Annotated in this window: 4 protein-coding genes; all 4 read left to right on the top strand. The window is 75.8% G+C overall.

Going from position 1 to position 24,129, the window contains the following annotated elements; translation table 11 throughout:
- Nucleotides 1–7: 7 nt before the first annotated feature.
- The 4 genes from AB0M97_RS16555 to AB0M97_RS16540 are packed head-to-tail and all read left to right on the top strand — an operon-like array spanning nucleotide 8 to nucleotide 24,085.
- Nucleotides 8–15,898 (top strand): type I polyketide synthase, encoded by a 15,891-nt coding sequence (locus tag AB0M97_RS16555; RefSeq protein WP_365961566.1) that lies wholly within the window; start codon nucleotides 8–10, stop codon nucleotides 15,896–15,898.
- A gap of 2 nt (nucleotides 15,899–15,900) precedes the next feature.
- Entirely contained in the window at nucleotides 15,901–21,324 is a 5,424-nt protein-coding gene (locus AB0M97_RS16550; protein ID WP_365961565.1) for a type I polyketide synthase, read from the top strand.
- Nucleotides 21,321–22,811, top strand: coding sequence for an FAD-dependent monooxygenase (locus AB0M97_RS16545; protein ID WP_365961564.1), 1,491 nt, complete (start codon nucleotides 21,321–21,323; stop codon nucleotides 22,809–22,811). The genes AB0M97_RS16550 and AB0M97_RS16545 overlap by 4 nt, the downstream gene beginning before the upstream one ends.
- A 29-nt stretch (nucleotides 22,812–22,840) precedes the next feature.
- On the top strand, nucleotides 22,841–24,085 hold the full coding sequence (locus tag AB0M97_RS16540) for a cytochrome P450 (RefSeq protein ID WP_365961563.1): 1,245 nt from the start codon (nucleotides 22,841–22,843) through the stop codon (nucleotides 24,083–24,085).
- Nucleotides 24,086–24,129 lie beyond the last annotated feature (44 nt).

Below are 24,129 nucleotides of genomic sequence, written 5' to 3'. Positions count from 1 at the left end.
AATCCGCGTGGCAAACGAGGACAAGCTCCGGGACTATCTCCGGCGCGCACTGGCCGAGGCGCAGAACGCGCAGCGCAGGCTCGCGGAGATCGAGCAGGCACAGCGGGAGCCTGTCGCGATCGTCGGCATGGCCTGCCGCTACCCCGGCGGGGTCAGCACACCCGAACAGTTGTGGGACATGCTGGCGGCCGGACGGGACGGGATCTCCGGATTCCCCACCGACCGCGGCTGGGACCTGGCCGGACTGCCGGTCGGGCTCGGCGGCTTCATCGCCGACGCCGCCGACTTCGACCCCGGCTTCTTCGGTATCTCCCCGCGCGAGGCGCTGGCCATGGACCCGCAGCAGCGGCTGCTGCTGGAGACGTCCTGGGAGGCGTTCGAACGCGCCGGGATCGACCCGCTCACCCTGCGCGGCAGCCGCACGGGCGTGTTCGCCGGGGTGATGTACCACGACTACGCGACGCTGATGGACAGCGTGCCCGAGGAGCTGGAAGGCTTCATCGGCAACGGTAACGCCGCCAGCATCGCCACCGGCCGGGTCGCCTACACCTTCGGCTTCGAAGGACCCGCCGTCACCGTCGACACCGCCTGCTCCTCCTCGCTGGTCAGCCTGCACCTGGCGGTGCAGTCCCTGCGCTCCGGCGAGACGTCGATGGCGCTGGCCGGTGGCGTCACCGTCATGGCCACCCCCGGCACCTACGTGGAGTTCGACCGGCTCGGCGGGCTGGCCGCCGACGGCCGCTGCAAGGCGTTCTCCGCCGCGGCCGACGGCACCGGCTGGTCCGAGGGCGTCGGCATGCTGCTGCTGGAGCGGCTGTCCGACGCGCGGCGCAACGGCCACCCGGTGCTCGCCGTCATCCGCGGCTCCGCGGTCAACCAGGACGGCGCCTCGAACGGCCTGACCGCGCCCAACGGCCAGGCGCAGCGCCGTGTCATCCTCGAGGCGCTCGCCAACGCGGCACTGTCCCCGCGGGACGTCGACGTGGTGGAGGCGCACGGCACCGGCACCTCCCTGGGCGACCCCGTGGAGGCACAGGCCCTGCTGGCCACCTACGGCGCCGACCGTGACCGGCCGCTGTGGCTGGGGTCGGTGAAGTCCAACATCGGCCACACCCAGGCCGCCGCGGGCGTCGCGGGCGTGATCAAGGTCGTCCAGGCGATGCGGCACGGGATGCTGCCCCCCACCCTGCACGTGGACACCCCGACCGAGCACGTCGACTGGGCCGGTGGCCCGCTGACACTGCTCACCGAAGCGGTCGACTGGCCGGAAACCGGCGTCCGGCGTGCTGCCGTGTCGGCGTTCGGGGTGAGCGGCACCAATGCCCACGTCGTGATCGAGCAGCCGCCCGCGGTCGAGCCCGCCGACGTACCTGCTGTGCCGGGGGAGTTGCCGGTGCCGGTGGTGGTGTCCGGCCGTAGTGCCGAGGCGCTGAGGGGGCAGGCCGCGCGGCTGCGGGAGCATCTGCTGGCCGAACCGGGCGTCGCGGTGGCCGAGGTGGCGCGTGCGGCGGCGTTGTCCCGCGCGGCCCTGGAGCACCGGGGCGCGGTCGTGGCAGCCGACCGCGAGGAGTTGCTCGCCGGACTGGAGGCGCTGGCGGAGGGCGCCACCGGGACGATCAGCGGCGTCGCCGGTCGCGGTGGCGGCACCGGCTTCCTGTTCTCCGGTCAGGGTTCCCAGTGGTCCGGCATGGGCCGGGAACTCATCGAGCGCTACCCCGTGTTCGGCGCGGCTTTCGACGACATATGCACCCGCCTGGAATCCACCGTCGGCCACCCGGTGCGCGAGGTGGTTCTTCACGGTGGTGAGCAGCTGAACCAGACGTTGTTCGCGCAGTGTGGTCTGTTCGCGTTGGAGGTGGCGCTGTTCCGGTTGCTGGAGTCGTTCGGTGTAAGGCCGGACTTCGTGGCCGGGCACTCGGTCGGTGAGGTGGCTGCCGCGCATGTGGCGGGGGTGCTGTCGCTGGACGATGCGGTGGCGTTGGTGTGTGCGCGGGCCGGGTTGATGCAGGAGTTGCCTGCGGGTGGGGCGATGCTCGCGGTGAACGCCTCCGAGGCGGAGGTTGCCGAAGTCCTGTCGGGGGAGGTCGGGATCGCGGCTGTGAACGGGGCGCGGTCGGTGGTGGTCTCCGGTGCGGAGTCGGCGGTGGAGGCTGTTGCGGAGCAGGCGGCGGGGCGTGGGTGGCGCAGCACCCGGTTGCGGGTGAGCCATGCGTTCCATTCGCCGTTGGTGGAACCGGTGTTGGAGCGGTTCCGTGAAGTGGTGGCCGGGTTGCGGTTCGCCGAGCCGACCCTGCCGTTCGTGTCCACGGTGGAGGTCGCCGCGCGGCCCACCACCGCCGACTACTGGGTGCGCAACGTGCGGGAGACCGTACGTTTCGCCGACGCTGTGGCCCACCTGCACGAACAGGGCGTCGGAGTCTTCGTGGAGGTGGGCCCGGACACCGCGCTGAGCGCCGCCGGACCCGACTGTCTGCCCGAGGACGCCACCGCCGCGTTCGTCCCGCTCCTGCGCCGGGACCAGCCCGAAGTCCGTTCCCTGGCCAAGGGTCTTGCGCGGTTCCAGGTGCACGGCGGCACGGTCGACTGGGCGGCGTACCTGCCCGACGCCGCCCGCATCGAGCTGCCCACCTACGCCTTCCAGCGCCGCCGCTACTGGCTGGAAGCGGCGCCCGGCCGCAACCTCGGCGCCGTCGGGCTGCTCCCGGCGGGCAACCCGCTGCTCGGTGCGGCCACCGCGCTGGCGGGGTCCGACGCCTACCTGCTGACCGGCCGGCTGTCCGTGGCGTCCCAGCCCTGGCTGGCCGACCACCGTGTCTCCGGTGCCGTCGTGCTGCCCGGCGCGGCGTTCGTGGAACTGGCCGTGCAGGCCGCCGACCGGGTCGGATGCGACCGGGTCGAGGAACTCGTCCTGCAGGCGCCGCTGGTGCTCACCGACACCGGGGCGGTCCGGCTGCAACTGACCGTCCGGGAGGCCCAGGAGTCCGGCCGCCGCGCCGTGGACATCCACTCGCTGCCCGAGGACGCGTCCGAGGACGAGCCGTGGACGCTGCACGCCACCGGCACCCTCGCCACCGGCACGGACGACCCCGTCGCCGTCGAAGAGATCTGGCCACCGCGGGACGCCACCCCGCTGGCCGTGGACACCGTCCACGCCGACCTCGCGGCGCGCGGGCTGGACTACGGCCCGGCGTTCCGGGGGCTGCGCGCGGCCTGGCGGCGCGGCGCGGACGTCCTCGCCGAGGTCGCCCTGCCCGACGAGCAGCGCACCCGGGCCGGCGAGTTCGGCCTGCACCCCGCGCTGCTGGACGCCGCTCTGCACGCGCTCGCGCTCACCGACGACACCGGCACCGCGCGACTGCCGTTCTCCTGGTCCGGAATTCGGCTGCACGCCGCCGGGGCATCGGTCGCACGCGTCCGGCTCACCCCGGCGGGCGAGGGCACCGTGGCGCTGGACCTGTTCGACGCCACGGGAGCGCCGGTCGCCTCCGTCGCCTCCCTCACGCTGCGCGCCACCACCGGCCAGTCCGCCTCCCGGGCGCCCCGCGACTCGCTGTTCCGGCTGGACTGGGACCTCGCCCCGGCCCCCGCCGAGCCGGCCACCGGCCCCTGGGCGGTCCGCGACGCGCTGCCCGAGACCCTCGCAGCCGACCTGCGCGCCGCGGGAGTCGAGCTGACCGGGGACGCCTCCGCCGAGGTCACCGTGCTGGCCGTGCCGGCCGGGCACCCCGCCGAGCAGGTCACCTGCGCCGTTCTGCGGCAGGTGCAGGACTGGCTGGCCGCCACCGCCGCGCCCGCCCGGCTGCTGGTGGTCACCACCGGCGCGGTCACCACCATGCCCTCCGACCGTCCGGCCGATCCGGGCGGCGCGGCGGTGTGGGGGCTGCTGCGCGCCGCGCAGGCCGAGCAGCCCGGCCGGATCGTGCTGGCCGACGTCGACGACACCGCCGTATCCCGCGGCGCACTGCCTGCCGCGACGGCGGCGGGGCATCCCGAAGTGGCGCTGCGCGGCGGCGCGCTGCTCACCCCCAGGCTCGTCAAGCCCGAGCTGGTGCCGCCCGCGGACCCGCACTGGCGGCTGACCGTCACCCGCCCGGGCACCCTGGACAACCTCACGCTGGTGCCCGCCCCGGCCGCGGCGGCTCCCCTGGCACCGGGCCAGGTGCGCATCGCGGTACGCGCCGCCGGACTGAACTTCCGGGACGTCCTGATCGCCCTCGGCATGTACCCCGGTGACGTGGCCCTCGGCGGCGAAGGCGCCGGGGTGGTCACCGAGGTGGCCGCCGACGTCACCGACCTCGCCCCGGGCACCCCGGTCACCGGCCTGTTCGGTGACGCGTTCGCGCCGGTCGCGGTGGCCGAGCGGGCCGCCGTCGCGCCCATCCCGGACGGCTGGACGTTCGAGCAGGCCGCCGCCGTGCCGATCGCCCACCTCACCGCCCACCTCGGCCTGGTCGAGATCGCCGGACTGCGGGCCGGCGAGTCGGTGCTCATCCACTCCGCGGCCGGCGGCGTCGGCATGGCCGCCGTGCAACTGGCCCGGCACCTCGGCGCCGAGGTCTACGGCACCGCCAGCCCCGAGAAATGGCACGTACTGCGCGACCTCGGCCTGGACGACGCGCACATCGCCTCCTCCCGCGACACCGGCTTCGCCACGGCGTTCCCGCAGGTCGACGTCGTCCTCAACGCGCTGTCCGGTGAGTTCATCGACGCCTCGGCCCGGCTGCTGCGCCCCGGCGGCCGGTTCCTGGAAATGGGCAAGACCGATCTGCGCGACCCCGCCGACTTCCCCGGGGCCGACTACCGGCCGTTCGACCTGATGGAACTGCCACCGCACGAGATGCAGCGGCTGCTGACCGTGGTGCTGGACCTGTTCGCCACGGGCGCGCTGAGCGCGCCCCGGCCCTCGGTGTGGCCGATCGCCCGCGCCACGGACGCGTTCCGGTTCCTCAGCCAGGCCCGGCACACCGGCAAACTCGTGCTCACCCTGCCCCGCCGGCTCGACCCCGACGGAACCGTCCTCATCACCGGCGGCACCGGCACCCTCGGCGGACTCGTCGCCCGGCACCTGGTGCGGGAGCACGGCATCCGGCACCTGCTGCTCACCAGCCGCCGCGGCAGCGCCCCCGAACTCGCCGCCGAACTCACCGAGCTCGGCGCCGACGTGCGCGTGGCGGCCTGCGACGCCGCCGACCGGGACGCCCTGGCCGCCCTGCTGGACGGCATCCCCGCGGAACACGCGCTCACCGCCGTGGTGCACGCGGCCGGAATCGCCGACGACGGGCTGTTCACCGACCTGACCCCGCAGCGTCTGACCGCGGTGCTGCGGCCCAAGGTGGCCGCCGCGCTGCACCTGGACGAGCTGACCCGCGGGCACGACCCGGCCGCGTTCGTGCTGTTCTCCTCGGCCACCGGCACCCTCGGCAGCCCCGGCCAGGCCAACTACGCCGCCGCCAACGCCTGCCTGGACGCGCTGGCAGCCCGCAGGCGCGCCGCCGGACTGCCCGCCCAGTCGCTGGCCTGGGGCCTGTGGGCCCCGCCCAGCGGCATCACCGGCGAACTGTCCTCCTCCGACCTGGCCCGAATGGCCCGCGCCGGCATCCAGGCGCTGTCCGCCGACGAGGCGCTCGCCCTGTTCGACACGGCGCTGGCCGTGGACGACCCCGTACTGCTGCCCGCCAAGGTCCGGGTGCGCACCGCCGACCCCGCGCTGCTGCCGCCGCTGCTGCGCGGCCTGGCCCGCACCCCCCAGCGCCGGGCCGCCAAGGCCACCGCGGCCGGCACGGCCACCCCGCCGGCCGAACTCACCGCCGAGGAACTGCTGGCACTGGTGTGCGCCGAGACGGCCGCCGTGCTGGGGCACGCCGACACCGACGCCATCGACGCGCGGGCCGAGTTCCGCGCGCTGGGCGTGGACTCGCTGTCCGCGGTGGAACTGCGCAACCGGCTCACCGCGGCCACCGGCACCGCCCTGCCCGCCACCCTGGTGTTCGACTACCCGACCCCCGCCGCGCTGGCCGCGTACCTGCGGCAGGACCGGTCCGGGGAGTCCGCCCCGGCCGCCCTGCCCCCGGCGGCCGGCGGCGCCTCCACCGACGAGCCCCTCGCCATCGTCGGCATGGCCTGCCGTTTCCCGTCCGACATCCGCTCCCCGGAACAACTGTGGGAGTTCCTGCTCGACGGCGGCGACGGCATCACCGAGTTCCCCGCCGACCGCGGCTGGGACCTGGCCACGCTGTTCGACAGCGACCCCGACCGGCCGGGCACGTCGTACACCCGGCACGGCGGATTCCTGCGCACCGCCGCCGACTTCGACGCCGAGTTCTTCGGCATCAACCCGCGCGAGGCGCTGGCCACCGACCCGCAGCAGCGGCTGCTGCTGGAGACCTCCTGGGAGACCTTCGAACGCGCCGGCATCGACCCGGCGTCGGTGCGCGGCAGCCGGACCGGCGTGTTCGTCGGCGTGATGCGCCAGGACTACGGGCCGATGCTGCACCACGCAGCCGAGGGCGTGGAGGGCTACCGGCTCACCGGCAGCGCGGCCAGCGTCGCCTCCGGCCGACTCGCCTACACGTTCGGCCTGGAAGGGCCCGCGCTGACCGTGGACACCGCCTGCTCGTCCTCGCTGGTGGCGCTGCACCTGGCCGCCCAGGCGCTGCGCCGCGGCGAGTGCGACCTGGCGCTCGCGGGCGGCGCCACCGTGATGGCCACGCCCGGCCTGTTCGTGGAGTTCTCCCGACAGCGCGGACTCGCCCCCGACGGCCGGTGCAAGTCGTTCTCCGCCGACGCCGACGGCACCTCCTGGTCGGAGGGCGCCGGCATGCTGCTGGTGGAGCGGCTGTCCGACGCGCGGGCGAACGGGCACCCGGTCCTGGCCGTGGTGCGCGGCTCCGCGGTCAACTCCGACGGCGCCTCCAACGGGCTCACCGCGCCCAACGGGCCCTCCCAGCAGCGGGTGATCCGCGCCGCGCTGGCCGCCGCCGGACTGTCCCCCCAGGACGTCGACGCGGTCGAGGCGCACGGCACCGGCACGACCCTCGGCGACCCCATCGAGGCCCAGGCCCTGCTCGCCACCTACGGCCGCGACCGGGACGGCGAGCCGCTGTGGCTCGGTTCCGTCAAGTCCAACATCGGGCACACCCAGGCCGCCTCCGGCGTCGCCGGGATCATCAAGATGGTGCTGGCCGTCCGAGCCGGGCTGCTGCCCGCCACGCTGCACGCCGGCGAACCCAGCCCGCACGTCGACTGGGCCTCCGGGGCGGTGTCCCTGCTGACCGAACAGCGCCCCTGGCCGGAGACCGGCAGGCCACGCCGCGCCGCGGTGTCCTCGTTCGGCGTGAGCGGCACCAACGCGCACATCGTCATCGAACAGGCCCCGGCCGAGCACCCGGTCACCGCCCCCGCCCGCCCGGCCCTGCCGCTGCCGTTCGTGGTCAGCGCACGGACGGAACCGGCGCTGCGCGACCAGGCCGCCCGGCTGCTGGCCCACCTCGGCGAGCACCCGGACGCCGAACCGGCCGCGGTGGCGCACGCGCTGCTGACCACCCGCGCCGCCCACCCGCACCGGGCCGCCGTCCTGGCCGACCCGCGCACCGGCCTCGCCGCCCTCGCCGAAGGCACCCCGGACGCCGACGTGGTGACCGGCCTCGCCCCCGACGCGGGGAAACTCGCCTTCCTGTTCCCCGGCCAGGGCTCCCAGCGCCTCGGCGCCGGACGCCGACTGGCCGCCGAGTTCCCCGCCTACGCCGCGGCGTTCGACGCGGTGTGCGCCGAACTCGACCGGCACCTGCCCCGGCCGCTGCGCGACGTGCTGTTCGCCGCCGAGGGCAGCCCCGAGGCCGAGCTGCTCGACCGCACCGACTTCACCCAGGCCGCGCTGTTCGCCGTCGAGGTCGCCCTGGTCCGGCTCATGGAGAGCTGGGGCGTGCGACCGGACCTGGTGGCCGGCCACTCGGTCGGCGAGATCGTCGCCGCCCACATCGCCGGGGCGCTGACCCTGCCCGACGCCGCCGCGCTGGTCACCGCACGCGGCAGACTCATGGCCCGGGCCACCGCCGGCGGCGCCATGGTCGCCCTCCAGGCCACCGAGGCCGAACTCGCCCCGATGCTCGCCGAACGCGCCGGGCAGGTACGGCTGGCCGCGGTCAACGGACCCGACTCGGTGGTGGTGTCCGGCGACGCCGACGCCGTCGCCGAGATCGGCGCCCACTGGCGCGAACGGGGCCGCCGCACCCGGCAGCTGCGGGTCACCATGGCCCCGCACTCCCCGCACGTGGACGGCATCCTGGACGAGTACCGGGAAGCCGTCACCGCCGTCCCGTTCAGCACGCCGCGGCTGCCCATCGTGTCGACGGTGACCGGGGCGCCGCTGACGGAGGCGGAGATCACCGACCCGGAGCACTGGGTCGCCAACGTCCGCGACAGCGTGCGGTTCCTGCCCGCCGTGCGCGCCCTGGCCGAGGCCGGGGCCACCGCGCTCGTCGAGATCGGCCCGGCCGCGGCCCTGACCGCGATGGCCCGCGACTGCCTGCCCGCGACGGAACCCGGCACCGAGCCCGCCGCCGAACGGGTCGTGCTGCCCACCCTGCGCGACGGCCGGGAGGAGATCCCGGCCCTGCTGGACACCCTGGCCCGGCTGCACGTCCACGGCATCTCCCCGGACTGGCACGCGGTCACCGAGGACCGCGCACCCGCGCCGGTGGAACTGCCCACCTACCCGTTCCAGCACCGCCGGTTCTGGATGACCGGCGAGAGCGCCACCGCCGGCACGGCGGGCCCCGGCCGCATCGGGCACCCCCTGCTCGGAGCCGCCGTCGAACTCGCCGACGGCGCCGGGGTGCTGTTCACCGGACACCTGTCCCCGGCCACCCAGCCCTGGCTGGCCGACCACGTGGTCAACGGCCGCATCGTGCTGCCCGGCACCGCCTACGTCGAACTCGTCGCCCGCGCCGGGGACGAACTGGGCTGCGGCCGGATCGCCGAACTGACCCTGGACGCGCCCCTGGTGCTGACCGAACGGAGCAACGCCGCGCTCCAGCTGGTGCTCGGCACGCCCGACGAACAGGGCCGCCGCACGGTGACCCTCTACTCCCGGCCCGAGGACGGCTCCACCGAGGAACCCTGGACGCGGCACGCCGTCGGCACCGTCGAACCACCGGCCGGCGCACCGCCGGTCCAGGGGGAGTGGCCCCCGGCCGAGGCGGCCGGGACCGGCCCGGACGAGCTGTACGAGCTGCTCGCCGACCGGGGCCTGGCCTACGGGCCGGTGTTCCGCGGGCTGCGCACGGTCCGGCGGCGCGACACCGCCTCCGGCACCGAGGTGTTCGCCGAGGTGGAACTGCCCGCCCCGGCCGAACCGGACGGCTTCGCGGTGCACCCGGCGCTCCTGGACGCCGCGCTGCACGCGCTGGCCACCGACCCCGGCACGAGCACCGCCGCCGTACCGTTCGCCTGGACCGGCGTGACCGTCTGGCAGCGCGGCGCCGGCCGCCTCCGGGTGCGGCTGACCCCGTCCGGCGACGGCGTCACGATCGCCGCGTTCGACAGTCACGGCGCCGCGGTCCTCACCGCGGACGGCCTGGCGCTGCGCCCGCTCCCCACCGGCCCGGGCACCGCGGACGCCGTGACCGACGCGCTGTACGCCGTGGACTGGACACCGCTGCGCACCCCCGCCGAGGAAGGGCCCGCCCCCACCGGACTCGGCGCCGACCTCGACCTCGCCGCGGTGACCGACCCCGGCGCGTGGCTGCTGGCCGCCCTGCCCGCCGCCGCCGACGACCCGGCCGGGATCGCGACCGCCGCCCACCGGGTGCTCGCCCTGCTGCGCGCGTTCCTGGCCGAGGAGCGGTTCGCCGACTGCACGCTGGTGCTGCGCACCCGCGGCGCCACCGACGGCACCGACCTCGGTGCCTGCGCCGCCTGGGGCCTGGCCCGCTCCGCCCAGTCGGAGAACCCGGGTCGGATCGTGCTGCTGGACAGCGACGGCAGCGTGCCCGACTCCGCGGCCCTCGCCACCGGCGAACCGCAGCTCGCCGTCCGCGACGGCGCGGTCCTCGTACCGCGGCTCGTCCGCGGCACCGCCGGGGAACCCGCCGCCTGGGACCCCGAGGGGACCGTGCTCATCACCGGTGGCGCCGGGGCGCTCGGCTCGGTGCTGGCCCGGCACCTGGCCGCCGAACACGGCGTACGGCACCTGCTGCTCGCCGGGCGCCGCGGCCCGGACACCCCGGGCGCCGCCGAACTCGTCGCCGACCTCGCCGCGCTCGGCGCCACCGCCGAGGTGGCCGCCTGCGACGTCGCCGACCGCGACGCGCTGGCCGCGCTGCTGGCCCGCGTCCCCGGCGAGCATCCCCTGACCGCCGTGGTGCACGCCGCCGGCGTCCTGGACGACGGCATGCTCGCCGCGCAGACCCCTGAGCGCGTCGACCGGGTCTTCCGGCCCAAGGTGGACGCCGCGCTGCACCTGGACGAGCTGACCCGCGGGCACGACCTCGCCGCGTTCGTGCTGTTCTCCTCCGCTGCCGCCATCCTGGGCAGCCCCGGGCAGAGCAACTACGCCGCCGCCAACGCCGTACTGGACGGCCTGGCCGCCCGCCGCCGCGCGGCCGGACAGCCCGCCGTGTCGCTCGCCTGGGGCCTGTGGACCGGCGTCGACGGCATGGGCGACGCCGCCGACGGCACCGCCCGGCAGCGCATCGAACGCCTCGGTGTGGTGCCCCTCGAACCGTCCGACGGAATGCGGCTGTTCGACGCCGCCGTCCAGGGCGAGGCCGCACTGGCCGTACCGGCCCGCCTGAACCTGGCCGCGCTGCGCGAACAGGCCAGGACCGTGCCACCGGCCCCGGTGCTGCGCGGCCTGGTCCGTGTCCCGACCCGCCGCGCATCGGGCACGGGCGCGCTGGAAGCCGCGTTCGCCGGGCTCGACGAGGCCGCCCGCCGCAGGCTCGTCCTCGACACCGTACGCACCGCGGTCGCCGCCACCCTCGGCCACGACAACCCCGCCGAACTGGGCGACCGGCGCGCCTTCACCGACCTCGGCTTCGACTCGCTGACCTCGGTGGAACTGCGCAACCGGCTCGCGGCGGGCACCGGACTGACCCTGCCCGCCACGCTGGCCTTCGACCACCCGAGCATCGCGGCCACCGCCGAGTACCTGCTCGGCAGGCTCACCGCCGCGACCGCCCCGGCGCGCGCCGAAACCCGCCGCACCGGACCCGCCGACGAACCGATAGCCATCGTCGGCATGGCCTGCCGCTACCCGGGCGGAGTGCGCTCACCCGAGGACCTGTGGCGGCTGGTGACCGGGGAGACCGACGCCATCTCGGCGTTCCCGACGGACCGCGGCTGGGACACCGAACGGCTCTACGACCCCGACCCCGACCGGGCCGGCCACACCTACCTCACCGCGGGCGGATTCCTGCACGACGCGGCCGAGTTCGACGCCGCACTGTTCGGCATCTCACCCCGTGAGGCGCTGGCCATGGACCCGCAGCAGCGGCTGCTGCTGGAGACCTCCTGGGAGGCACTGGAACACACCGGCATCGACCCGCTGTCCCTGCGGGACACCGACACCGGCGTGTTCGTCGGCGTCATGTACCACGACTACGCCACCCGGCTGCCCAGCACACCGCAGGACGTGGAGGGCTACCTGGGCGCCGGCACCGCGGGCAGCGTCGCCTCCGGCCGGATCGCCTACACCTTCGGCCTGCAGGGCCCGGCCGTCACCGTGGACACCGCCTGCTCGTCCTCCCTGGTCACGCTGCACCTGGCCGCCCAGGCGCTGCGCGCGGGCGAATGCTCCATGGCGCTGGCCGGCGGCGCGACCGTGATGTCCACCCCGGGCACCTTCATCGAGTTCTCCCGGCAGCGCGGCCTGGCCGCCGACGGCCGCGTGAAGGCGTTCTCCGCGGACGCGGACGGCACCGTCTGGTCCGAGGGCGTCGGCCTGCTGGTCGTGGAGCGGCTCTCCGACGCGCGGCGCAACGGCCACCGGGTCCTCGCCGTGCTGCGGGGTTCCGCGGTCAACCAGGACGGCGCGTCCAACGGCCTCACCGCGCCCAACGGCCCCTCCCAGGAGCGGGTCATCCGCACCGCGCTGGCCGCCGCCCGCCTGTCCCCCTCGGACATCGACGCGGTGGAGGCGCACGGCACCGGCACCGCGCTCGGCGACCCGATCGAGGCGCAGGCGCTGCTGGCGACGTACGGCCCGGGCCGCGAGGACGATCCGCTGCTGCTCGGCTCGGTCAAGTCCAACATCGGGCACACCCAGGCCGCCGCCGGCGTCGCCGGAGTGATCAAGATGGTGCAGGCGATGCGCTACGGGATGCTGCCGCGCACCCTGCACCTCGACGAACCGACCCCGCACGTGGACTGGTCGGCGGGCGGGGTGCGGCTGCTCACCGAGGCGCGGCCCTGGCCGGAACGCGACCGGCCGCGCCGGGCCGCGGTGTCCTCGTTCGGCATCAGCGGCACCAACGCGCACGTCGTCCTCGAACAGGCCCCGCAGCTCCCGGCGCCGCAGCCGGCGCCCCAGCGGGTGGTGCCGGTGCCGCTGTCCGGCAACACCGGGGCCGCGCTGCGCGCCCAGGCCGGTCGGCTGCGCACCTGGCTGGCCGACGAGCCCGACGCCGGACTGGTCGAGGTGGCCGCCGCCCTGGCCACCGGGCGCGCCGCACTGACCCACCGGGCCGTGGTGGTCGCCGCCGACCGCGAGCAGCTGCTCGGCGGGCTGACCGCCCTGGCCGCCGGGGACACCGCACCGCACGTCGTCACCGCCACCGCCCGGACCGACGGCCGTACGGTGTTCGTGTTTCCGGGGCAGGGTGCGCAGTGGGCCGGGATGGCGGTGGGGCTGCTGGAGTCGTCGCCGGTGTTCGCGGCGCGGATGGGGGAGTGTGCGGCGGCGCTGGACGAGTTCGTGGACTGGTCGTTGCTCGGTGTGCTGCGGGGTGAGGCGGGTCAGCCGTCGCTGGACCGGGTGGATGTGGTGCAGCCGGTGTCGTTCGCGGTGATGGTGTCGCTGGCGGCGCTGTGGCGGTCCTTCGGGGTGGAGCCGGACGCGGTGGTCGGTCACTCGCAGGGCGAGATCGCCGCCGCGTGCGTGGCGGGGGCCCTGTCCCTGCGCGACGCGGCCCGGGTCGTCTGCGTACGCAGCGCCCTGATCGCCGGGGAACTGGCCGGACACGGCGGGATGGCGTCCGTGGCGCTGCCCGCCGACGAGGTGACCGGACTGCTGCCCGCCGACGGCGGGGTGACCGTCGCCGCGATCAACGGCTCCGCCTCCACCGTGGTCTCCGGCGACCCCGCGGCCCTCGACCGGCTGCTGGACGACTGCGCCGAACGCGGCGTGCGGGTCCGCCGCATCGCCGTGGACTACGCCTCGCACTCCGCGCACGTCGAACGGATCGAGACCCAGCTGGTCGAAGCCCTCGCCGACGTCCGGCCGCAGGCGGCGAACGTGCCGATGTTCTCCACCGTCACCGCCGACTGGGCCGACCCGGCCGCGCTCGACGCCGGCTACTGGTACCGCAACCTGCGGCAGACCGTCCACTTCGAACAGGCCGTGCGCGCCCTGGCCGAGCAGGGACACCGCGGGTTCGTCGAGGTCAGCCCGCACCCGGTGCTGGCGCCCGGCATCGACCAGACACTGGACGACGTCACCGTCGTCGGCTCGCTGCGCCGCGACGACGGCGGCCTCGACCGGTTCCTGCTCTCCGTCGCCGAGGCACAGGTCGCCGGCCTGCCGGTGCGGCTGTCCGCCGCCTTCGACGGCCCCCGGCCCGCCCCGGCCGACCTGCCCACCTACCCCTTCCAGCGGCAGCGCTACTGGCTGACCGCCCCGCGGCCCACCGGCGCCGACGCGACGGCCGACGCGTTCTGGGCGGCCGTCGACGGCGCCGACCCGGCGGACCCGAAGGCCCTGGCCGGCCTGCTCGACGTACCGGCCGAACCGCTCGCCGAGATCCTGCCCGGACTGACCGCGTGGCGCGCCGCCCGGCAGGCCGCCGCCACCACCGACTCCTGGCGCTACACCGTGCGCTGGCAGCCGGCCGACACGGCCGACGCGGTACTGACCGGCACCTGGCTGGTCGTCAGCCCCGAAGGGCTCGCGCTGGCCGAGGACTGCGCCGCCGCGCTCACCCGCGCCGGGGCCGACGTCCGCGTGCTCGGCCCGGACGCCGCAGCGGCCAACGCGGGCGGGGCGGCCGGGGTGGTCTCCCTGCTGGGCCTGGCCGAGGGTGCGCACCCGGAGCAGCCCGCGGTGCCCGCCGCGCTGGCCGCCACCCTGGACCTGGTCCGCGCCCTCGCCGACGCCGGCACCGCGCTGTGGCTGGTCACCTCCGGGGCGGTCGCCGCCACCCCGGCCGACCGGCTGCCGCACCCCGAACAGGCCATGCTGTGGGGCCTGGGCCGCACCCTCGCCCTGGAACACCCGAAGCTGTTCGGCGGCATCGTCGACCTGCCCGAGGACCCGGTCCGCGGACTGGCCCGGCTGCCCTCGCTGCTGGCCGGCACCGAGGACCAGGCCGCCGTCCGCGACACCGGGCTCCTGGTGCCGCGGCTGGCACGCGCCCCGCTCGGCGGACGCACCCCGGCCCGGCCGTGGCAGCCCAGCGGCACCGTGCTGGTCACCGACGGCCTCGGCCCGATGGGCCTGCCGGTGGCCCGCTGGCTGGCCGGCAACGGCGCCCGGGCGCTGGTGCTGACCACCGACGACCCGGACGCCACGGCACCGGACGACCTGGGCGTCCCGGTCACCGTCAGCACCTGCGACCCGGCCGACGAGACCGCGCTCGCCGAACTGCTCGCCGCGATCCCGCCGGACACGCCGCTGACCGCGGTGGTGCACGTCGCGGGCGAGCTGCGCTCCGGCCCGCTGGCCGGCGCGGGCCTCGCCGAGGTCGCCGCCACCATCGACACCAAGGTGCGCGGCGCGGCCAACCTGCACCGGCTCACCGACGGACTGGACGCCTTCGTGCTGTTCTCCTCCGTCGCCGCCACCTGGGGCGGCAGCGAACAGGGCGCGTTCGCCGCGGCCAACGCCTACCTCGACGCGCTGGCCTGGCACCGGCACGCCCGCGGGCTGCCCGCCACCGCCATCGCCTGGGGCCCGTGGGAGGGCGCCGGACTGGGCGCGGCGGACGCCGACAGCGAGGCCCGGCGCCGCGAACAGCTGCGCCGCCGCGGCGTGCTCGCGCTGGCGCCGCAGCGGGCCCTCGCGGCGCTGGCCGACGCGGTGCGGCACGCCGACACCGCGGTGACCGTGGCCGACGTGGACTGGGCCGGCTTCGCGCCCGCGTTCACCGCCGCCCGGCCCAGCCCGCTGCTGGGCGACCTGCCCGAGGTGCGCGACAGCCTCACCGCCGGCACCCCCGAACCCGCCGCGGACGCCTCCGGGCCCGCCGTACGGCTCGCCTCGCTGCCCGAGGCCGAGCAGCAGCGCGAACTCGTCGAGCTGGTGCGCCGCGAGGTCGCCGTCGTCCTCGGCCACGACGACCCGGAGGCACTGCCCACCGAACGGGCGTTCACCGAGCTGGGCTTCGACTCGCTGGCCGCGGTGAACCTGCGCAACCGCCTCGGCGCGGCCACCGGGGTACGGCTGGCGGCCACCGCGGTCTTCGACCACCCCACCCTCGCCGGACTCGCCGAGCACCTGCGCAAGCAGCTGGCGGCACCCACCGCGGCGGCCGTCGGCACGCTGGACGAGGAACTCGACCGGCTGGCCGGCGTACTGGCCGACGTGTCCGACGAGGACGACCGGCGGCGGGCGCTCGCCCGGCTGCAGGGACTGGTCGGCCGGCTGGCCCCGCGCCCGGACGGCGACCGCGAGTCGGTCACCGAGCAGCTCGGGACCGCCAGCGACGAAGAGATCTTCCGGTTCATCGACTCGGAGTTGAGCTGATCATGAGTGACGTCGACCGTCTCCGCGACTATCTGCGCAAGGTCACCGTCGACCTGCACGAGACCAAGCAGCGGTTGCGCGAGTACGAGCAGCGCGACGCCGAACCGATGGCCATCGTCGGCATGGCCTGCCGCTACCCCGGCGGCATCGCCTCGCCCGAGGACCTGTGGGAGGTGGTCGCCTCCGGCCGCGACGTGATGTCGGCCTTCCCCGGCAACCGCGGCTGGCCCCTGGACCGCATCTTCGACCCCGACCCGGACCGGCCCGGCACCACGTACGTCAAGGAGGGCGGGTTCCTGTACGACGTCGCGGACTTCGACGCCCCCTTCTTCGGCATCTCACCGCGCGAGGCGCTGGCCATGGACCCGCAGCAGCGGCTGCTGCTGGAGACCTCCTGGGAGGCGCTGGAACGCGCCGGCATCGACCCGCTGTCGCTGCGCGGCAGCCGGACCGGCGTGTTCGTCGGCAGCGGCGCACAGGACTACGCGATGGTCGCCGCGCAGGCCGCCGACGACCTGGAGGGCTACCTGCTGACCGGCAACGCGATCAGCGTGCTGTCCGGGCGGATCTCCTACACCCTGGGCCTGGAGGGCCCCGCCCTGTCCGTGGACACCGCCTGCTCGGCCTCGCTGGTCGCCCTGCACCTGGCCTGCCAGTCGCTGGCCCGCGGGGAGTGCTCGCTGGCGCTGGCCGGCGGGGCGTCGGTGCTGTCCACCCCGGCCGGGTTCGTGGAGCTGTCCCGGCAGCGCGGCCTGGCCCCCGACGGCCGCGCCAAGGCGTTCGCCGAGGCCGCCGACGGCACCGCCTGGTCCGAGGGCGCCGGCGTGGTCGTCGTGGAGCGGCTGTCCGACGCGCGCCGCAACGGCCACCGCGTCCTGGCCGTGGTGCGCGGTTCGGCGGTCAACCAGGACGGCGCCTCCAACGGGCTGACCGCCCCCAACGGGCCCTCCCAGGAACGCGTCATCCGCGCGGCGCTGGCCGACGCGGGCCTGGCCGCCTCCGACATCGACGCGGTCGAGGCGCACGGCACCGGCACCGCGCTGGGCGACCCCATCGAGGCCAACGCGCTGCTGGCCACCTACGGCCGCAACCGGCCCGCCGACCGCCCCCTGTGGCTGGGCTCCCTGAAGTCCAACCTGGGCCACTCCGGTGCGGCCGCCGGCGTCGGCGGCGTGATCAAGATGGTGATGGCGCTGCGCGGCGACCACCTGCCGCAGACCCTGCACGTGGACGCGCCCACCTCCAAGGTGGACTTCTCCTCCGGCGCGGTGGCGGTGCTGACCGAGCCGCAGCCGTGGCCCGAGACCGGCCGCCCGCGCCGCGCCGGAGTGTCCGCCTTCGGCATCAGCGGCACCAACGCGCACGTCCTGCTGGAGCAGGCCGACGAGTTCACCCCGCCCGCGCCGGACCAGGACGCTTCCACCGCCGGCCACACCGCCACGGCCGCCACCCCGGCCGGTCCGGTGCCCGTGGCACTGTCCGGCCGCACCCGGGAGGCGCTGCGCGCCCAGGCCGAGCGGCTGCTGCCCCTGGTGCGGCGCGGCACACCGCTGCCCGACCTCGCCGCGGCCCTGCTGCGCTCCCGCACCACCTTCGAGCACCGCGCCGTGGTGGTGGCCGCGGACGCGGACAGCACCGCCGAGGGCCTGCGCGCCCTGGCCGAGGGCCGGCCGCACGACGCCGTGGCCGCCGCCACCGCCGCCCCGGCCGACCGGGTGGTGTTCGTGTTCCCCGGTCAGGGCTCCCAGTGGCCGGGCATGGCCGTCGAACTCCTCGACTCCGCCCCGGTCTTCGCCGCACGCATGGCCGAGTGCGACAGCGTGGCCCGCGACTTCGTCGACTGGTCCATCGTCGACGTCCTGCGCGGCGCACCCGGCGCCCCCTCCATGGAGCGCATCGAAATTCTGCAACCGGCGCTGTTCGCGGTGATGGTGTCGCTCGCCGAACTGTGGCGCTCCTACGGCCTGACCCCGGCCGCGGTGGTCGGCAGCAGCCAGGGCGAGATCGCCGCCGCCTGCACCGCGGGGGCGCTGTCCCTGCGCGACGCGATGAAGATCGTGGTCCTGCGCAGCCAACTGTTCGCCGACGAACTGCGCGGTCGCGGCGGGGTGGTGTCGGTCGCCGCGCCCGAGGAGCAGGTCCGCGCCCGGCTGGCCGCCCAGGGGGACGCCCTGCACATCGGCGGTGTCAACGGCCCCAACGCGGTCACCGTGGTCGGCGCGTCGGACGCGCTGGACCGGTTCGTCGCCGAAGCCACCGCCGACGGGCTGCGCGCCCGGCTGGTCGGCTCCACCGTCGCCTCCCACTGCGACCAGGTCGACCCGCTGCGCGACCGCCTGCTGGAGATGTTCGCGGACGTACGGCCCACCGCCACCGACACGCAGTTCTGCTCCACCGTCACCGGCGCCTTCACCGACACCAGCACCCTGGGCGCCCAGTACTGGTTCGACAACGCCCGCCGGCCGGTGGCCTTCGACCCGGCCGTACGCACCCTGCTCGACGCAGGCCTGCGCTTCTTCGTGGAGGTCAGCCCGCACCCGGTGCTGGTCACCGCGGTGCAGGACATCGCCGAGGACGCCGGGACGGACGCCGTCGCGGTCGGTTCGCTGCGCCGCGACCAGGGCGGCCCGGACCGGTTCCTGCGCTCGGTCGCCGAAGCGCACACCCAGGGCGCCCCGGTCGACCTCGGCGCCGCCCTCGCCGGACGGGACACCGCGTGGGTGGACCTGCCCACCTACCCCTTCCAGCGGCAGCACTACTGGCCCGAGCCCGACCCCGCCGCCGAGGCCGCCCCGGCCGACCCGGTGGAGTCCGGCTTCTGGGAGGCGGTGGAGAACGCCGACCTGGCCGGGCTCACCGAGTCCCTGGACGTGGACGTCGAACCACTGGCCGCGGTCCTTCCGGCCCTGTCGGCCTGGCGGCGCCGGCGCCGTGAGCAGTCCACCGTCAACTCCTGGCGCTACCGGCTGGAGTGGCGGCCGGTGTCCGACCCGGCGAGCGCCCGGCTGTCCGGCGACTGGCTGGTCGCCGTGCCACCCGGGTACACCGGACCGGAACCCGACGCGCTGGCCCGGCACGGCGCCCGGGTGATCAGGGCCGAGGTCACCGCCGAGACGACCGCCACGGAGACCCTGCGCACCGCGCTGGCCGGGGCCCGGCCGGACGGCGTGCTCGCGCTGCTGGACTGGCCGGCCGCCGTCACCCTGGTCCGTGCCCTGGCCGACCTCGGCGTGCAGGCCCCGCTGTGGTTCACCACCACGGAAGCGGTGGCACTGGACGCCGAACCGGACGGTGACCCGGACCGGGCCGCCCTGTGGGGCCTCGCCCCGACCGTGTCCCTGGAGCACCCCGGCCTCACCGGCGGCATCGTCGACCTGCCCGCCCGGCCCGACGACCGGGTCTTGGCCCGCTGGTGCGCGGCGCTGTCCGGGCGGACCGGGGAGGAACAGCTCGCCGTCCGCCCGGCCGGGCTGTTCGCCCGCCGCCTGGTGCGCAGCCCGCTGACCTCACTGACGGCCGCCGCCTGGCGCCCCACCGGCACCACCCTGGTCACCGGCGCGGACACCGCCGTGGGCGCGGCCGTGGCCCGCTCGCTGGCCGCCGCGGGCGCCCCCGCGCTGCTGCTGACCGTCGACCCCGGCAGCGCCGTGACCGAGGACGTCCTCGCCGGGATACGCGAACTGGGCAGCGACGTACGCGTCCGCGCCTGCGACCTGACCGACCGTCAGGCCGTGGCCGCGCTGCCGGACGAGCTGCCCGACGGGCAGCCGCTCACCGCGGTGGTGCACACCGCGGTGCCGCTCACCGAGGCACCGCTGAGCGCCCTCGACGGCGCCGCCGCCGCGGCCGGGCTGCGCCCCGGCGTCACCGCCGCACGGCACCTGCACGAGCTCACCAAGGACACTCCGCTCACCGCGTTCGTGCTGTTCTCCTCCGTCTCCGGCACCTTCGGCGGCGTCGGCCAGGCGACCTACGCGGCGACCTCGGCCGCCCTGGACGCGCTGGCCGAACACCGCGCCGCCGCCGGGCTGCCCGCCCTGTCGGTGGCCTGGGCACCCTGGGCCGACCCGGACGACACGACGGGCGTGGCGGCCACCCGCAGGGAACGGCTCGCCTCCCGCGGCATCGCAGTGCTGGACGAGCACCGCGCCCTCGCCGCGCTCGGTGACGCCCTCACCGCCGGGGACACCCGCCTGCTGGTGGCCGACGTGGACTGGCCCCGGTTCCGGGCCGCCTACACCGTCACCGGCCCCCGCCCGCTGATCGCCGACTTCACCCCGGGCCACGGCCACCGCGCACCCGACGGACCGGCCGGCCTGGACGCCGGGGGACTGGCCGCGCTGCCCGCCGCCGAACGGCCCGGCGCGCTGCTCGCCGCCATCACCGGGCAGGCCGCGGCCGTCCTGGGCTTCCCCGACGGCTCCGCGATCGACCCGGCCCGCCGGTTCCTGGAACACGGCTTCGACTCGCTGACCACGCTGGAGCTGCGCAACCGGCTGTCGGCGGCCCTCGGCGTACGGCTGACCGCGGCCACCCTGTTCGAGCACGACACCCCCGAGGCGCTGGCCCGGCACCTGCTGGGCGAACTCGCCCCCGACCCGGCCGCCGCCACCACCGGCAGGCCCGGCCTGTTCGGGGAGCTGTACCAGCAGGCGGCCGACGCCGGGAAGACCGGCGAGTTCGTCGACCTGCTCGGCGCCGCCGCCGGACTGCGCCCCGCCTTCGGCTCCGCCGACGAGGCCGGTACCCTGCCCGACCCGGTGGAGCTGACCGCGCACGAGGAGGGCCCTGTACTGGTCTGCCTGCCCACCGTGCTGGCCACCTCGGGCCCGCACCAGTACGCCCGGTTCGCCGCCGGACTGCGCGATCGGCGCGCGGTCTCGGCCATCGCCCTGCCCGGCTACCTCGACGGCGAACCGCTGCCCGCCGACCGGACCGCCGCCGTCGAGGCCGCCACCCGCCAGGTGCAGGCGGCGGCGGGGGAGCGGCCGGTGGTGCTGATCGGCTACTCCTCGGGCGGCCTGCTGGCGGGCGGCGTCGCCGCCCGGCTCGCCGAGCTGGGCCGCCCGGCCGCCGGACTGGTGCTCATCGACACCTTCGTGTTCGGCTCCGAACTGACCACGACCGGCGCCGCCCTGTTCGGGCAGATGTTCACCCGGCTGGCCGACAGCGGCGCGGTCACCGACGCCCGCCTCACCGCGATGGGCGGATACCTGCGGCTGCTCACCGACTGGCAGCCCGCCGACTCCCCGACGCCGGTCCTGGTGGCCCGCACCACCGAGCCGCTCCCCGGCTTCGACCGCCCGCCGGCCACCTGGGCGTACCCGCACGACACGGTGGAGGTGGCCGGCGACCACTTCACCGTCCTCGAACAGCACGCCGACCGAACGGCTCAGGCGGTGCACGAGTGGTTGGAGAAGCGATGACACGACACACCACCGTTCTGGTCGTCGGCGCGGGCCCGTGCGGCCTGGCCATGGCCGCCCAACTGCGCCGCCTCGGCGTCGACGTCACCGTCGTGGACGCGGCGGAGCAGGCGCACACCGGCTCCCGGGCGATCCTGCTGTGGCCGCCGGTGCTGGAGGTGCTCGGCGAACTCGGCCTGGCCGACGAGGCCGCCCGGGACGGCGTCCGGCCCGCCGCGCTCCACTACCACCTGGGCTCCGGCGGCAGCGTGCGCGTACCGCTGGGCGACGACAACGCCCCGCTGGTGCTGCCTCAGGAGCGCACCGGACGCCTGCTGGCGCAGTCGCTGGCCGACCGCGGCGTACACGTCGAGTGGGGCACGCGCGTCACCAAGGTCGCACCCGGCGAGCACACCGTCTCCGTCACCACGGCCCGCGCCGACGGCACCACCACCGACATCGAAGCGGACTGGGTGATCGGCGCCGACGGGCTGCGCAGCCAGGTGCGCGCCCAGCTCGGCATCGACTTCTCAGGAGCCCGCTTCCCGGCCACCTTCCTGCTCGCCGAGGGCACCATCGAAGGGAGGATCAGCACCGACGACATCCACTACTTCCTCGCCGACACCGGCGTCGCGCTCGTCGCTCCCATGCCCGGCGGCGCGTTCCGGGTCTCCGGCGCCGTCCCGGAGGGCACCGAGGCCACCGCCGAGCAGGCCCAGGCCCTGCTGGACGAGCGCGGCCCCGGCGGCCTGCGCCTCACCGACGTACGCCACGTGACGCTGTTCTCCAGCGACGAGCGGGTGGCCGGCGCGCTGCGCTCCGGCCGCTGCTTCCTCGTCGGCGACGCCGCACACGTGCACAGCCCCATCGGCGGACAGGGCCTCAACCTCGGCATCCCCGACACCCGCAACCTGGCCTGGAAACTCGCCGGCGTGGTGCACGGCCGGCTCCACGAGTCGGTCCTGGACAGCTACGACCCGGAACGGCGGGCCGTGATCGGGCAGACCCTGAAGGCCACCGGCCGGATGGCCCGGCAGGCCGTGGCCGGGCCGGTGGCCCGACACCTCCGCGACCTCACCTGGCGGCTGCTGAGCAGTACCGGCGTGCTGGCCCGCGGCTACGCGCCGATGCTGGCCGGCTGGCGCAGCCGCTACCCGGACGTGCTGTTCGGCGCCCCGGCCGGCGGCACGCGCCGCTCCCGCCCCCAGCCCGGCACCCGCCACCCCGGATGGCGGCCCAACCCCTCCGACGAGCTGGCCGGCCGCTTCCAGCTGCTCACCTACGGCGGCCAGGAGACCCAACTCGGCACCGCAGCCGCCGAACTGGCCGGCCGACTGCCCGAACTGGTCACGCACTTCCCGCTGGACGGCCGGACGCAACGGTTCGTACTGCTGCGCCCGGACGGCTACGTGGCCGCCTCCGGGGGAGCCGACCGGTTCGCCGAGGCCGCCGCGAAGCTTGCCGCACTGGCCCCCACCCCGTCGTCCCCGGCGCCGACCGCCGGGTGACGGCCGAGCCCCACAAGAAAGGACACGACATGGCGAACCCCGACGGTGATGCGGCCACCGGCTGTCCCGCGCACGCCGACGCCGCGGCAGGCCCCCGCCCGTGGACGCCCGGACTGCCCGAGCCCGGCCCGGTGGAGCAACTGCTGCTCCCCGACGGCAACCCGGTGTGGATGGTCACCAGATACGAGGACGCGCTCGCCGCGCTGACCAACCGCAAACTGAGCAAGAACCTCGACAACGCGCTGCCCGAGCTGTGGCCCTCGCTGAGCTACGACGGCAGCAAGTCCATCCTCAACCAGCACATGAACCTCGCCGACCCGCCCGAGCACACCCGGCTGCGCGGCCTGGTGTCCAAGGCGTTCACCCCGCGCCGGGTCGCCGACCTCGGCGAGCGGATCCAGCGGATCACCGACGAACTGCTCGACGCGGTCGCCGAGGCGGGCACCGCCGACCTCAAGGACGCGTTCATCGCCCCGCTGATCTCGACCGTGCTGTACGAGATGCTCGGCGTGCCGCTGGCCGACCGCCAGGAGTTCGAGCGCAACACCTACATCTTCGTCGGCCTGGGCAACTCCTCCAGCCCCGAGGAGGTCATCGCCTCGGTCGGCTGGTTCGAGCAGTACCTGACCGAGCTGACCGCGCAGCGCCGCGCCAACCCCGGCGACGACCTCATCTCCGGTCTGGTGCTGGCCAACGAGGACGGTGACGCCCTCGCCGACCTGGAGATCCGCTCCACGGTCATGCTGCTGCTGCTCGCCGGCGCGGAGACCACCATCAACCTGCTGACCAACGGCGTACTGGCGCTGCTGCGCAACCCCGGGCAGCTGGCCGAGCTGAAGAACGACCCCGAACTGCTCGGCCCGGCCGTCGAGGAACTGCTGCGGCTGACCAGCCCGGTGTTCACCGTCGTGTACCGCTTCGCCACGGAGGACATGGAGCTGGGCGGCGCGAGGATCAAGGCGGGCGAACACGTGATGATCTCGCTGGCCGCGGCCAACCACGACGCCGACCGGTTCAGCGACCCGGACAACCTGGACATCCACCGCGACGCCTCCAGGCACCTGGCGCTCGGCCACGGCACGCACTTCTGCATCGGCGCCCCGCTGGCCCGCCTCAAGGCCCGCATCGCCCTGCGGACCCTCTTCGACCGGTTCGACGACCTCCGGCTGGCGGTTCCGGAGAAGGAACTGACCTGGACGCCCAGCCTGGTGGCCAACAGCCTCGACCACCTGCCGGTGACCTTCACCGCGGCCACCCCGGCCCACACGGGCTGACACCCCGCCCGGCGCCCGAACCACGAACCACTACACAAGCTCCC

The sequence above is a fragment of the Streptomyces sp. NPDC051207 genome (assembly GCF_040682395.1).
Classification (GTDB): Bacteria; Actinomycetota; Actinomycetes; order Streptomycetales; family Streptomycetaceae; genus Streptomyces.
The sequence above is the reverse complement of the archived record's forward strand: the minus strand, read 5'-3'. Positions and strand labels throughout refer to the sequence as shown.

What these genes read in the sequence shown, in the direction of transcription:
- AB0M97_RS16545 (WP_365961564.1), top strand. Translation starts at nt 21,321, where the DNA reads ATGACACGACACACCACCGTTCTGGTCGTCGGCGCGGGCCCGTGCGGC.
- AB0M97_RS16550 (WP_365961565.1), top strand. Translation starts at nt 15,901, where the DNA reads ATGAGTGACGTCGACCGTCTCCGCGACTATCTGCGCAAGGTCACCGTC.
- AB0M97_RS16540 (WP_365961563.1), top strand. Translation starts at nt 22,841, where the DNA reads ATGGCGAACCCCGACGGTGATGCGGCCACCGGCTGTCCCGCGCACGCC.